Origin of the sequence: Micromonospora sp. CA-248089, assembly GCF_050948515.1 — a bacterium.
In the GTDB taxonomy this organism is placed as follows: Bacteria; Actinomycetota; Actinomycetes; order Mycobacteriales; family Micromonosporaceae; genus Micromonospora.
This window is the reverse complement of sequence record NZ_CP192016.1, coordinates 2,240,992-2,254,440: the sequence shown is the minus strand read 5'-3', so window position 1 is coordinate 2,254,440 and position 13,449 is coordinate 2,240,992. Positions and strand designations below refer to the sequence as shown.

Below are 13,449 nucleotides of genomic sequence, written 5' to 3'. Positions count from 1 at the left end.
ACGTTCGAGCCTCCTGCGGCACCGAGCTGGGAACCCTCACACCGCCCGGTCGGAGCGGTAGCGCGCGAGGTTGGCCGGATCGAGGAACCACTCGACGGTCGCCTTGAGCCCCTCGTCGATGCTCGTGGCCGGCTGCCAGCCGGTCCGCGCCCGGAGCAGGCCGGCGTCGCCGAGCAGGCGCTCGACCTCGGACTCCGCGGGGCGGAGCCGGGACTCGGAGACCTCCACCTCCGGCTGGACGCCGAACATCGCGGCGATCTTGCGCACCAGGTCGCCGATCGAGGTCTCCCGGCCGGTCGCGGCCTGGAACACGCCGCCCACGACCGCCTCGTCGGGCGCGGTGCCGACGGCTCGGAAGGCCGCCACGGTGTCCGTCACGTAAAGCAGGTCGCGGGTGGTACGCAGCGCGCCGAGCCGGACCACCCCGCCGTCCTTGGCCAGCTGGCTGATGATGGTGGGGATGACCGCCCTGGTGGACTGACGCGGGCCGTACGTGTTGAACGGCCGGAGGGTGACCACCGGCAGGCCGAAACTGAGGTGGTAGCTCTCGGCCAGCTTGTCCGCACCGATCTTGGAGGCCGAGTACGGCGACTGCCCGCGCAGCCGGTGCTGCTCGGTCATCGGGACCGTGGTGGCCGTCCCGTACACCTCGCTGGTGGAGGTGACGACGACGCGGCCCACGCCGGCGGTCCGCGCGCTCTCCAGCACGTTGAGCGTGCCGGTGATGTTGGTGTCCACGTAGGACTGCGGTGCCAGGTACGAGTACGGGATGCCGCCCAGCGCGGCCAGGTGGTAGACGGTGGAGGTGCCGTCGACCAGCCGCTGCACCATTCCCCGGTCGCGGATGTCCCCCGCCACGACCTCGACGCCCGTCAACTGGTCCGGGTCGAAGGTGTCCAGCCAGCCGTGCGATCCGGCGCCGTTGTAGTGCACGAGGGCGCGTACCGGGTGGCCCGCGGCGACGAGGGCCTCGACCAGGTGGGACCCGATGAAGCCACCGGCTCCGGTCACCACCACCGGTCCGCCGGACGAGTGTGCCGTCATGGTTCGCTCCTCCTCTGCGCCGGTCCGGCGGTGACCGGTACCGGGTCGGTTCCACGAGCCGGTGCCGCCTGACTCCACAGCGCACCGACCGAGTCGTACAGGTCGTGTTCGGGGACCCACCCCAGGACCGAGGCGGCCCGGCCGACATCGGCGCGCATCCAGCCGACCTCGGCGGACCGGGGGGACGGTGGGCGGTCCTCCCGGATGCGGACCGGCCGGCCGGCGACCGAGATCAGCAGGTGGACGACGTCGCGCACCGGCACCGCCCGGCCGCTGCCCACGTTCAGGACACAGGCCCCTGGCGCGGTGATGGTCACGGCCCGCCGGACCGCGGCGGCCACATCCCGGACGTCGACGAAGTCCCGGTACGCCCCGAGCGGACCGGTGCGCAGGTCCTCGCCGGGCGCGAGGCGGGCCAGCAGCGCCGCCACCCGGCCGAGCAGTGTGGTGCCGGGCATGCCGGGGCCGACGGGGTTGAACACCCGGAGCACGACCGCGTCCACCCGGCCGGCGTCGGCCGCCAGCTCCATGAGCCGGGTCGCCGCCGCCTGGCTCACGCCGTAGGCGCTGACCGGTGCCGGGGGAAGGTCCTCGGTGGCCGCGGTGCCGAACGGCACCGGACCGTACTCGGCCGCGGAGCCGAGACGGACCAGCCGTGCGCCGGGCGCGGCGTCGGCGACCGCGTCCACCAGCTTGGCGGTCGCCGTCGTGTTCGCCCGGACGAGATCCTCGGCCGCGCCGCTGACCGCGCCCGCGCAGCTGACCACGGCGTCCGGCCCGGCCCGGCCGAGCAGCGCCCGCAGCGCCTCCGGCGTCGCGGTGACCAGGTCGCACTCGGCGCGCGACGGGCACACCACCTCGGCGGTGGTCGCCAGTTCCCGTCGTACGTGCGCGCCGATGAAGCCGGAGGCGCCGAAGAGGAGGACGCGCATCATGCCCCGGCCGGCGCGCCGGCGGGCAGGAGCACGTCCCGCAGCTCGGCGAAGCAGCGGTTGGCCTCGTCGTAGTCCTCGGGGCGGCCGATGTCCAGCCAGTAGCCGTCGAACTCGTAGCCGGCCGGTGGCTCCCCCCGGCCCAGCAGGTCCAGCACCAGCTGGTCGAACCCGAACGGTTGCCCCGCCGGGTAGTGGGCGATGGTGTTCCGGGAGAGCCCGTAGACACCCATGCTCACCCGGTAGTGCAGGACGGGCTTCTCGGAGAAAGAAGTGATCTTGTCGCCGGCCAGCTCCAGGACCCCGAAGTCGATCTTCACGGTACGCCGGTAGGTGGCGACGGTCAGCGGTGCGCCCGACCGCGCGTGAGTGGCCAGCAGGTCGGCGTAGTCGAGGTCGGTGAGCACGTCGCCGTTCATCACCAGGAAGTGCTCGGGCAGGCGGTGCCGGATGCCGAAGAGCGGGCCGATGGTGGACAGCGGCCGGTCCTCCTCGACGTAGTCGACGGCCAGGCCGAACCGGGAGCCGTCGCCGACGAAGGCCCGGATCAGCGCGCCCAGGTGGTTGATCGCCAGGGTGACGTGGGTGAAACCGCGATCCGCGAGCTGGCGCAGCACGATCTCGAGGATCGCGTAGCTCTCCCCGATCGGCACGAGCGGTTTCGGCAGCGTGGAGGTGTAGGGACGCAGCCGGACCCCCGCGCCGCCCGCCATGATCACGACATGCATCGACTCTCCACTCGTCCCCACGCCCTACCTCGCGTCCAACGAGCCGGACCGGCACCCGGGTACGGAAATCACCTGTTCGGGGCACGTCCCCCGCGTCACGCCTGCGGGTAAGGCCGGCGGGCGGCACGCCGCTGTGATGAGCTGTACCGGTGGCGGGAGATGTGCTGGGGCTGGTGCTGCACCCCACCCGGGACGTCTCCGAGGTGGTGCGGATCATCGCGGACTGGGCCGCCCGGCACCGGATCACCCTCGCGGTACGCGCGGAGGACCGCGCGCGGGTACCCGCCTCGGTGGAGGCGATCGCCGCGGACGAACTGGCCGACCGCTGCGCCGCGCTGATCAGCATCGGCGGCGACGGCACCATGCTCGGCGCGCTGCGGATGGCCGTCCGCGACCCGAAGCCGGTGCTCGGCGTACATCTGGGCCGAGTGGGCTTCCTGGTCGAGGTGGAGCCGCCGGACCTGCCCCGGGCGCTGGAACGGCTGGTGGAGCACGACTTCACCGTCGAGTCGCACGCCTGCCTGGCCTGCGACGTCTGCGGCGACGACGTGGTGGCGTTCAACGACATCGCCCTGGTCCGGCAGCCCGGCGCCGGGTTCGTCACGGCCACGCTGGCGGTGGACGGCCAGCGGTACGGCTACTACCGCTGCGACGCGCTGGTGGTGAGCACGCCGACCGGCTCGACCGCGTACAGCTACGCCGCGGGCGGGCCACTGATCTCACCGGCCACGGAGGCGATGGTGGTGACGCCGTCCGCGCCGATGGCCGGGATCTCCCGCTCGGTGCTGCTCTCCGCGCACGAGACGGTGCACCTGGAGCTGCGCGCGGACTCGGCACCGGTGGCGGTGGAGATGGACGGCCTCCTGATCCGCCAGGCGGCGACCGAGGGTTCGGTGCACATCCGGTACGTCAAGGACGCCGGCCGCGTGGTCCGCCTCGACCCGCGCCGCTACCAGGAGCGCAACCAGCTCAAGCTGAGCCTGCTGGACCTGCCGCTGCTGCCGGACCAGCTGCGGGAGCTGTTGCCGGACGGGTTGCGGGAGCAGCTCAACCGCCGGGAGCTGCCCCCGCCCCGCTGAGCCGGGTCAGACGGTGGCGAGCACCCCGTCGACCAGCGCCTTGGCCTCCTCCTGGATCCGGGCCAGGTGCTCCGGGCCCTGGAACGACTCGGCGTAGATCTTGTAGACGTCCTCGGTGCCGGACGGGCGGGCGGCGAACCAGCCCGACTCGGTGGTCACCTTGAGCCCGCCGATCGCGGCGCCGTTGCCGGGCGCGGTGGTGAGGGTCGCGGTGATCGGCTCACCGGCCAGCTCGGTCGCGGTGACCTGCTCCGGCGAGAGCTTCGCCAGGACGGCCTTCTGCGCCCGGTCGGCCGGCGCGTCGATCCGGGCGTACGCGGGCGCGCCGAAGCGGTCGGCCAGCTCGGCCCAGTGCTCGCTGGGCGTACGGCCGGTGGTGGCGATGATCTCGGCGGCGAGCAGGCAGAGCAGGATGCCGTCCTTGTCGGTGGTCCACGTGCTGCCGTCGCGGCGCAGGAACGACGCGCCGGCGCTCTCCTCGCCGCCGAAGCCGACGGTGCCGTCGAGCAGGCCGGGCACGAACCACTTGAACCCGACCGGCACCTCCAGCAGCGGGCGGCCCAGGTCGGCCGCGACCCGGTCGATCATCGAGGAGGAGACGAGCGTCTTGCCCACCGCCGCAGCCGGGCCCCACTGCTCCCGGGTACGGAACAGGTGGCCGATCGCCACAGCCAGGTAGTGGTTGGGATTCATCAGGCCGCCGTCGGGCGTGACGATGCCGTGCCGGTCGGCGTCGGCGTCGTTGCCGGTGGAGACCGCGTAGTCGTCCCGGGCGGCGATCAGCGAGGCCATCGCGTTCGGCGACGAGCAGTCCATCCGGATCTTGCCGTCGCCGTCGAGCGTCATGAACCGCCACGTCGGGTCCACGAGCGGGTTGATCACCGTCAGGTCGAGGCGGTGCCGCTCGGCGATCTCCCCCCAGTACGCCACGCTCGCCCCGCCCATCGGGTCCGCGCCGATGCGCACACCGGCGTCGCGGATCGCGTCGATGTCCAGCGCGGCGGGCAGGTCGTCGACGTACCGGGCGAGAAAGTCGTACTCGCCGGTGGTGTCGGCGGCGCGCGCCCGCGCGTACGGGATGCGTTTCACCTCCTTGAGCCCGGCGGCGAGGATGGCGTTCGCGCGGTCCTGGATCCACTTGGTGGCGTCGGTGTCGGCGGGCCCGCCGTTGGTGGGGTTGTACTTGAAGCCGCCGTCGGACGGCGGGTTGTGCGACGGGGTGATCACGATGCCGTCGGCGAGGCCGCTGGTCCGCCCCCGGTTGTGGGTGAGGATGGCGTGCGAGACCGCGGGCGTCGGGGTGTAGCCGTCGCGACTGTCGCGCAGCACCGTGACGTTGTTGGCGGCGAGCACCTCCAGCGCGTCGGCCTCGGCCGGCGCGGACAGCGCGTGGGTGTCCCGGCCGAGGAACAGCGGCCCGGAAAGGCCCTGCTCGCGGCGGTAGTCGCAGAGCGCCTGGGTGACCGCGAGGATGTGGTCGGAGTTGAAGGCGTTGCGCAGGCTGGACCCGCGGTGCCCGGAGGTGCCGAAGGAGACCTGCTGCGCCGGGTCGTCCGGGTCCGGGTGCTCGGCGTAGTAGGCGGTGACCAGCCGGGGCACGTCGACCAGGTCGTCGGGCTGGGCGGGCCGGCCGGCACGGGGGTGGGCCACTGCGGGATCCTCCTCGGGAAACGGTGGGACTGCTCAGGGCTCGACGCGCTGACCCTTGCCGATGACGACGATGCCGTTGTCGGACACGGTGTAGCGCTGGCGGTCCTTCTCCAGGTCGACGCCGATCTCGGCGCCCTCCGGGACGTGGACGTTCTTGTCCAGGATCGCGCGCCGGACGACCGCGTGGCGGCCGATCTGGACACCCTCCATCAGCACGGCGCCGTCGACGTGCGCCCAGGAGTGCACCTTCACCTTCGGCGCCACGATCGAGTTCTCCACCAGCGAGCCGGAGATCACCGAGCCGGGCGAGACCATCGAGCTGACCGCGCGGCCCACGCGCTCGCCCCAGGCGTGCACGAACTTGGCCGGCGGGTACGGCGGCTGCTCGGTGTAGATCGGCCACTCGAAGTTGTAGAGGTTGAACACCGGGTGCACGTTGATCAGATCCATGTGCGCGTCGTAGAACGAGTCGAGCGTCCCCACGTCCCGCCAGTAGCCGCGGTCGCGGTCGGTGCTGCCCGGCACCTCGTTGTCCTTGAAGTCGTAGACGTTGGCCTCGCCGCGCTCGACGAGCATCGGGATGATGCTGCCGCCCATGTCGTGCTTGCTCGTCTTGTCCGCCGCGTCGCGCTCGACCGCCTCGCACAGCGCCCGGGTGGTGAACACGTAGTTGCCCATCGAGGCGTAGATCTGGTCCGGCGCGTCGGGCAGCCCGACCGCGTCGGTGGGCTTCTCCCGGAACGCGCGGATGCGCTTGCCGTCCTCGCCGACCTCGATCACGCCGAACTGGTCGGCCGTCGACAACGGCTGCCGGATGCCCGCGACCGTCACCCCGGCCCCGGAGGCGATGTGGTCGTCGACCATCTGCCGGGGGTCCATCCGGTAGATGTGGTCGGCGCCGAAGACGATCACGTAGTCGGGCTGCTCGTCGTTGATCAGGTTGAAGCTCTGGTAGATCGCGTCGGCCGAGCCGGCGAACCACCACGGGCCGCGGCGCTGCTGCGCGGGCACCGGCGTGACGTAGTTGCCGAGCAGCGTCGACATCCGCCAGGTCTTGGTGATGTGGCGGTCCAGCGAGTGCGACTTGTACTGGGTCAGCACCACGATCTTGAGGAAGCCGGCGTTCGCCAGGTTGGACAGGACGAAGTCGACCATGCGGTACATCCCGCCGAAGGGGACGGCGGGCTTCGCCCGGTCGGTCGTCAGGGGCATCAGGCGCTTGCCCTCCCCGCCGGCCAGGACGATCGCGAGCACCTTGGCAGCCATGCTCAGACGCTAACGACCTGGACCCGACTTCACCACTCGGACGCCCACACTTGCGCACCGCGTGGGACACCCGGCTCTGCACTAGGGTGCGGGCATGGCACCGATGCGCGTCGACCTGCTCACCCGCGAGTACCCGCCGGAGGTCTACGGCGGCGCCGGGGTGCACGTGGAATACCTCGCCCGCGAACTGCGCCGGCTCGCCGACGTCCGGGTGCACTGCTTCGGCGCGCCCCGCGACGAGAAGGGCGTGACCGCGTACGCCGAACCGGCCGCGCTGGCCGGCGCCAACGCCGCGCTGCGCGTCATGGGCGTCGACCTGGAGATGGCCGCCGGTACGGCCGGCACCGACGTGGTGCACAGCCACACCTGGTACGCCAACCTGGCCGGGCACACCGCGAAGCTGCTGCACGGGGTGCCGCACGTGGTGACCGCGCACAGCCTGGAGCCGCTGCGCCCGTGGAAGGCCGAGCAGCTCGGCGGCGGGTACGCGCTCTCCTCCTGGTGCGAGCGGACCGCGTTCGAGGCGGCCGACGCGATCATCGCGGTCAGCGCGGGCATGCGCCGCGACGTGCTCACCGCGTACCCGGCGGTGAACCCCGACCGGGTCCGCGTGGTCTACAACGGCATCGACACCGCGCAGTACGCCCCGGACCCGGCCACCGACGTGCTCGACCGGCTCGGCATCGACCCGGGGAGGCCCAGCGTCGTCTACGTCGGGCGGATCACCCGGCAGAAGGGCCTGCCGTACCTGCTGCGGGCGGCCCGCGAGCTGCCCGCCGACACCCAGCTGGTGCTGCTCGCCGGCGCGCCGGACACCCCGGAGATCGCCGCCGAGGTGGAGGGCCTCGTGGCGGAGCTGCGGGCGAAGCGCTCGGGGGTGATCTGGGTGGCGGCGATGCTGCCCAAGCACGAGGTGATCCAGGTGCTCACCCACGCCACCGTCTTCGCCTGCCCGTCCGTCTACGAGCCGATGGGCATCGTCAACCTGGAGGCGATGGCCTGCGAAACCGCCGTGGTGGCGACCGCCACCGGCGGCATCCCGGAGGTGGTCGCCGACGGCGAGACCGGGCTGCTGGTGCCGATCGAGCAGGCCGGCGACGGCTCCGGCACGCCGCTGGACCCGGAGCGCTTCGTGGCCGACCTGGCCGCGCGCATCAACGAGCTGCTGGCCGACCCGGAGCGGATCGCGGCGTTCGGCGCGGCAGGGCGGCGGCGGGCGGTCGAGCACTTCTCCTGGGACGCGATCGCCCGCCAGACGCTTGAGGTCTACCGCTCGGTGGGGGTGTAAGGAAGGGCCCCTTCTTAACGCCTGCGGTAGAGGAAGGGCCCCCTTCTTGACAGCACGCCCGGTCGCGGTCGGCGGGGGATACAGTCCCCGGATGCCGGATGCGATCTTCGCCCATCCTCGGCTCGCGCCCGTCTACGACGCGTTCGACGGCGACCGGGACGGCCTGGACGCGTACCTCGCGATCGCCGACGAGCTGGACGCGCGCGTGGTGCTCGACCTCGGCTGCGGCACCGGGAACCTGGCCCTGCTGCTCGCCCCGCACGGCCGTACCGTCGTGGGGGTCGACCCGGCCGAGGCGTCCCTCGCCGTCGCCCGGTCGAAGGACCGCGAAGGCCGCGTGCGCTGGGTGCACGGCGACGCCACGACGCTGCCACCGCTGCGCGCCGACCTGGCCGTGATGACCGGTAACGTGGCGCAGGTGTTCTGCACCGACGACGACTGGGCGCGCACCCTGCGGGGCGTCCACGCGGCGCTGCGGCCCGGCGGGCATCTCGTGTTCGAGGCGCGGCGTCCCGAGCGCCGGGCGTGGGAGGAGTGGGCGGCGGACAGCGCGCCGGTGACTCGGGACGTGCCGGGCGTCGGGCCGGTGGAACGACGTCTCGAGGTCACCGCTGTGGAACTGCCGTTCGTGTCCTTCCGGTTCACGTACCGGTTCCCGGCCGACGGCGCCGTCCTCACGTCGGACTCGACGCTGCGGTTCCGCGACCGGGACGAGGTCGAGGCGAGCCTGGCGGCCGCCGGCTACCGGGTGCTCGACGTGCGGGACGCGCCCGACCGCCCCGGCCGGGAGTTCGTCTTCGTCGCCCAGCGGTCGACCTGAATGTCGCTGTCGGACGGGCCAGAGCGCCCGGAGCCCGCCGACCCTGTGCCCGAGGCGCGGACAGAGGCCGTTCGTGGCACCGGGGCCGGCCGCCGGAAGTCCGCCACCCGTTCGGTGGAACGCCATGGGTGCCTCAGCGCCCATTTGACACCCATAGCGTTCCACTCACCGCAGCCCACGCTCGTTCGGTGGAACGGCACGGGTGCCTCACCGGCACGGACTCGACGCCCTCGTGAGCGGGTTGAGGGCTGAGGTGAAGTCGCCGAGCGCGAGAGGATCTCGCGCAGTAGGTTGAGCGGGTGACTGGACGGTTCCCGATCGAAGACGTCTCCCCCGTCGTCTCCTGCGGTCGCTACCCGGCCAAGGCGGTGGTCGGCGAGGTCGTGCCGGTGTCGGCACGGGCCTATCGCGAGGGCCACGACGCGCTCGGGTGCAACGTGGTCTGGCTCGGCCCGGACGGCGTGGCCCGCCCGTTCACCCGGATGCGCCCGGGCGAGCCCGGCCAGGACCGCTGGCACGCCACCATCCGCCCGGACGCGGTGGGCCTGTGGCGCTTCGCCGTTGAGGCGTTCGGAGACCCGTACCTCACCTGGCAGAACGCGGTCACCAAGAAGCTCGCCGCCGGCCAGGGCGCGGCCGAGCTGGCGAACGACCTGGCCGAGGGCGTACGCGTGCTCATCGCCGCGCTCGACCTGGTGCCGAAGGCCGACCGGGATCGCGTACGCGAAGCCGTGCGGGCCCTGGCCGACGACGACCTGGACCTGCCGCGGCGGGTGAGCGCGGCGCTGGATCTGGCCGACCTGCTCTGGGAGCACCCGGTCCGGGAGCTGGTCACCACCGGCGAGGAGCGCACGCTGTGGGTGGACCGGCCCCGGGCGCTCTTCTCCGCCTGGTACGAGTTCTTCCCCCGCTCGGAGGGCGCGGTCCCGGCGACCGTCGACGCGCCGGCCCGTTCCGGCACGTTCGCCACCGCGATCCAGCGGCTGCCGGGTGTCGCGGCGATGGGTTTCGACGTGCTCTACCTGCCGCCGATCCACCCGATCGGCCGGGTCAACCGCAAGGGCCGCAACAACGCGCTCACCGCCGGGCCGGACGACGTGGGCTCGCCGTGGGCGATCGGCGCGGCCGAGGGCGGCCACGACGCCATCCACCCCGACCTGGGTACGCCGGAGGACTTCCGCGACTTCGTCGCGGCCGCCGCCGAGCAGGGGCTGGAGGTGGCGATGGACCTGGCGTTGCAGTGCGCGCCGGACCACCCGTGGGTCACCGAGCACCCGGAGTGGTTCACCACCCGGGCCGACGGCAGCATCGCGTACGCGGAGAACCCGCCGAAGAAATACCAGGACATCTACCCGCTGAACTTCGACAACGACCCGGAGGGCATCCGGGCCGAGGTGCTGCGGGTGGTGCTGCACTGGGTCGGCGAGGGCGTCCGGATCTTCCGGGTGGACAACCCGCACACCAAGCCGTTCGACTTCTGGCACTGGCTGATCGCCGAGGTCAAGAAGGTCGACCCGGACGTGCTGTTCCTGGCCGAGGCGTTCACCCGGCCGGCGATCATGCACGGGCTCGGCAAGATCGGCTTCACCCAGTCGTACACCTATTTCACCTGGCGCACGACGGCGGTTGAGATGCGGGAGTACTGCGAGGAGCTGGTCGCCTCGGTCGACTGGATGCGGCCGAACTTCTGGCCCAACACGCCGGACATCCTGCACTCGTCGTTGCAGCACGGCGGCCCGCCGATGTTCAAGATCCGGGCGGTGCTGGCCGCGCTGCTGTCCCCCTCCTGGGGCATGTACGCCGGGTTCGAGCTGTTCGAGCACGTGGCCCGGCCGGGCGCCGAGGAGTACCTGGACAACGAGAAGTACGAGCTGCGGCCCCGGGACTGGGACGCGGCGCTGGCGCAGGGCCGGTCGCTGGCGCCGTTCATCACCACGCTGAACCGGGTACGCCGGGACAACCCCGCCCTGCACCAGCTGCGCAACCTGCGGTTCCACGACATCGACAACCCGGCGCTGCTGTGCTGGTCGAAGCACGACCCGGAGACCGGCAACACGGTGATCGTGGTCTGCTCGTTCGACTCCCGCGAGGTGCAGTGGGGCAACACCACACTCGACATGCCGGCGCTCGGGCTGGACTGGCACGAGCGGTTCACCGTGCGCGACGAGCTGACCGGCGCCGAGTACGACTGGGGACAGCGCAACGCGGTACGCCTCGACCCGTACCTGCAACCGGCGCACGTGCTGACCGTGCGCCGCCCGGCCGCACCGGCTCCCGCCGAACCGGAGCACCCGGCCGCGCCCGACCTGACAGTGGAAGACGTACCCGCCGACCTCTCCGGCGGCACCGCCCCGACCGCACCGGCCGACAAGGACGACGCCCGATGGACCAGCTGATCACCGGCGAGGTACACGACCCGCACGCCGTGCTCGGCGCGCACCCGGCCGGCGGGAGCACCACGATCCGGACGCTGCGCCGGGGCGCCGGCGAGGTGACGGTGCTGGTCGACGGCGAGGCGCACCCGATGAAGCGGGTGCACGACGCCGGTGTCTTCGAGGCGGTGCTCCCCGGCGAGGTGCTCGACTACCGGGTCGAGGTGGACGGCACGACGCACGACGACCCGTACCGTTATCCGCCCACGCTCGGCGACCTCGACCTGCACCTGATCGGCGAGGGCCGCCACGAGCGGCTCTGGGCGGCGCTCGGCGCCCGCGTGTTCGACGAGGGCGTCGCGTTCACCGTCTGGGCGCCCAACGCGCGCGCGGTGCGGCTCGTCGGCGACGTGACCGGCTGGGCGCCCGACGACGGATGGCCGATGCGGTCGCTCGGCTCCAGCGGCGTGTGGGAGATCTTCGTGCCGGGCCTACCGGTGGGCAGCCGCTACAAGTACCGCATCCTGGGCGCCGACGGCCGGTGGCGGGACAAGGCCGACCCGATGGCCGCGCGCACCGAGGTGCCGCCGGCCACCGCGTCGGTGGTGCACGAGTCACGGTACGAGTGGGGCGACGCGGACTGGCTCGCGCGCCGGTCCCGGCAGGCGCCGCACCAGGAGCCGATGAGCGTGTACGAGGTGCACCTGGGCTCCTGGCGGCCCGGCCTCGGCTACCGGGAACTGGCCGAGCAGCTCACCGCGTACGTGCTGGAGATGGGCTTCACCCACGTGGAGTTCCTGCCGGTGATGGAGCACCCGTTCGGCGGCTCGTGGGGCTACCAGGTCACCGGCTACTACGCGCCGACCGCCCGGTTCGGCGACCCGGACGACTTCCGATACCTGGTGGACCGGCTGCACGCGGCCGGCATCGGCGTGCTCCTGGACTGGGTACCGGCGCACTTCCCCAAGGACGAGTGGGCGCTCGCGCGCTTCGACGGCACCCCGCTGTACGAGCACCCCGACCCGCGTCGCGGCGAGCACCCCGACTGGGGCACGTACGTCTTCGACTTCGGCCGCAACGAGGTGCGCAACTTCCTCGTCGCCAACGCGCTGTACTGGCTCGACGAGTTCCACATCGACGGGCTGCGGGTGGACGCGGTGGCGTCGATGCTCTACCTGGACTACTCGCGCTCCGACGGGCAGTGGGCACCGAACGTGCACGGCGGCCGGGAGAACCTGGAGGCGATCGCGTTCCTCCAGGAGGTCAACGCCACCGTCTACCGGCACCACCCGGGCGTGCTGATGATCGCCGAGGAGTCCACGGCGTGGCCCGGCGTCACCAGGCCGACCTCCGAGGGCGGGCTCGGGTTCGGGTTCAAGTGGAACATGGGCTGGATGCACGACACCCTGCTCTACACCTCCAAGGACCCGATCTACCGGCAGCACCACCACCATCAGCTCACGTTCTCGCTGGCGTACGCGTGGAGCGAGAACTACGTGCTGCCGATCAGCCACGACGAGGTGGTGCACGGCAAGGGGTCACTGGCGGGCAAGATGCCCGGCGACACCTGGCAGCGGCTGGCGACGGTACGGGCACTGCTGGCGTACATGTGGGCGCACCCGGGCAAGCAACTGCTGTTCATGGGCTGCGAGCTGGCCGACGACAGGGAGTGGAGCGAGGAACGCGGCCTCGACTGGTACCTCACCCACGACCCGGCCCGCGCCGGTGTGCAGCGGCTGGTCGCCGACCTGAACCGCGTCTACCGGGCCAGCCCGGCGCTCTGGGCGCAGGACACCGACCCGGCCGGTTTCCGCTGGATCGCCGGGGACGACGTCGCCAACAACGCGGTGTCGTTCATCCGGATCGCCCCGGACGGACAGACGCTGGTGTGCGTGGCGAATTTCTCCGCGTTGCCGCTGGAGGACTACCGGATCGGTCTGCCGGCCGCAGGTACGTGGGCCGAGGCGCTGAACACCGACGCCCACCACTACGGCGGTTCCGGCGTGGGCAACCTGGGCGAGGTGCACGCGGAGAACGTCCCGTGGCACGGCCTGCCCGCGTCGGTCGCCCTGCGCGTCCCCCCGCTTGGCGTCCTCTGGCTCCGCCCGGCCTGACGGCGTCGCCCGATGGTCGGCCGGCCCGATCGGCGACCGCCCCACACCGCACCCTGCTCCCGGCCGGCAGATCACCCTCGCCGGTGCTGCCCGGGCCGGCGGAAGGTTCTCGGTTTGAGCGTTATGACTCAGAGGCATATTTATGCCTCTGAGTCA

The 13,449-nt window shown here is 72.2% G+C and carries 10 protein-coding genes; 5 read left to right on the top strand and 5 right to left on the bottom strand.

All coding sequences use genetic code 11. The features are described 5' to 3' along the window. Positions 1 to 36: 36 nt before the first annotated feature. The 3 genes from ACQP26_RS10765 to ACQP26_RS10755 are packed head-to-tail and all read right to left on the bottom strand — an operon-like array spanning position 37 to position 2,704. Positions 37 to 1,044, bottom strand: a complete 1,008-nt coding sequence (locus ACQP26_RS10765) for an SDR family NAD(P)-dependent oxidoreductase (protein WP_433495619.1) — start codon at positions 1,042 to 1,044, stop codon at positions 37 to 39. Then, positions 1,041 to 1,979, bottom strand: coding sequence for an NAD-dependent epimerase/dehydratase family protein (locus ACQP26_RS10760; RefSeq protein ID WP_433495618.1), 939 nt, complete (start codon positions 1,977 to 1,979; stop codon positions 1,041 to 1,043). The genes ACQP26_RS10765 and ACQP26_RS10760 overlap by 4 nt, the downstream gene beginning before the upstream one ends. After that, entirely contained in the window at positions 1,976 to 2,704 is a 729-nt protein-coding gene (locus ACQP26_RS10755; protein WP_433495617.1) for a sugar phosphate nucleotidyltransferase, read from the bottom strand. The genes ACQP26_RS10760 and ACQP26_RS10755 overlap by 4 nt, the downstream gene beginning before the upstream one ends. Before the next feature lie 149 nt (positions 2,705 to 2,853). Here ACQP26_RS10755 and ACQP26_RS10750 point away from each other — a divergent pair, with 149 nt between their 5' ends. Continuing rightward, positions 2,854 to 3,783 (top strand): NAD(+)/NADH kinase, encoded by a 930-nt coding sequence (locus ACQP26_RS10750; RefSeq protein WP_269700708.1) that lies wholly within the window; start codon positions 2,854 to 2,856, stop codon positions 3,781 to 3,783. A 6-nt stretch (positions 3,784 to 3,789) separates the two neighbouring features. Here the strand turns inward: ACQP26_RS10750 and pgm are convergent, their stop codons facing one another. After that, the gene (gene pgm, locus ACQP26_RS10745; RefSeq protein ID WP_433495616.1) at positions 3,790 to 5,433 is read right to left on the bottom strand and encodes a phosphoglucomutase (alpha-D-glucose-1,6-bisphosphate-dependent); all 1,644 of its coding nucleotides are present in this window, start codon (positions 5,431 to 5,433) and stop codon (positions 3,790 to 3,792) included. A gap of 33 nt (positions 5,434 to 5,466) precedes the next feature. Next, complete coding sequence (glgC, locus tag ACQP26_RS10740; protein WP_269700711.1) at positions 5,467 to 6,699, bottom strand: glucose-1-phosphate adenylyltransferase; 1,233 nt, start codon at positions 6,697 to 6,699, stop codon at positions 5,467 to 5,469. 94 nt (positions 6,700 to 6,793) lie between these two features. Here glgC and glgA point away from each other — a divergent pair, with 94 nt between their 5' ends. From glgA to glgB, 4 genes are all read left to right on the top strand, one after another. Further along, on the top strand, positions 6,794 to 7,987 hold the full coding sequence (gene glgA, locus ACQP26_RS10735; RefSeq protein WP_269700712.1) for a glycogen synthase: 1,194 nt from the start codon (positions 6,794 to 6,796) through the stop codon (positions 7,985 to 7,987). A 91-nt stretch (positions 7,988 to 8,078) separates the two neighbouring features. Continuing rightward, positions 8,079 to 8,807 (top strand): class I SAM-dependent methyltransferase, encoded by a 729-nt coding sequence (locus tag ACQP26_RS10730; RefSeq protein WP_433495615.1) that lies wholly within the window; start codon positions 8,079 to 8,081, stop codon positions 8,805 to 8,807. Between the two features lie 299 nt (positions 8,808 to 9,106). After that, complete coding sequence (locus tag ACQP26_RS10725; RefSeq protein ID WP_433495614.1) at positions 9,107 to 11,203, top strand: maltotransferase domain-containing protein; 2,097 nt, start codon at positions 9,107 to 9,109, stop codon at positions 11,201 to 11,203. Then, entirely contained in the window at positions 11,191 to 13,293 is a 2,103-nt protein-coding gene (gene glgB, locus ACQP26_RS10720; protein ID WP_433495613.1) for a 1,4-alpha-glucan branching protein GlgB, read from the top strand. Before ACQP26_RS10725 ends, glgB begins: the two co-directional genes overlap by 13 nt. Positions 13,294 to 13,449 lie beyond the last annotated feature (156 nt).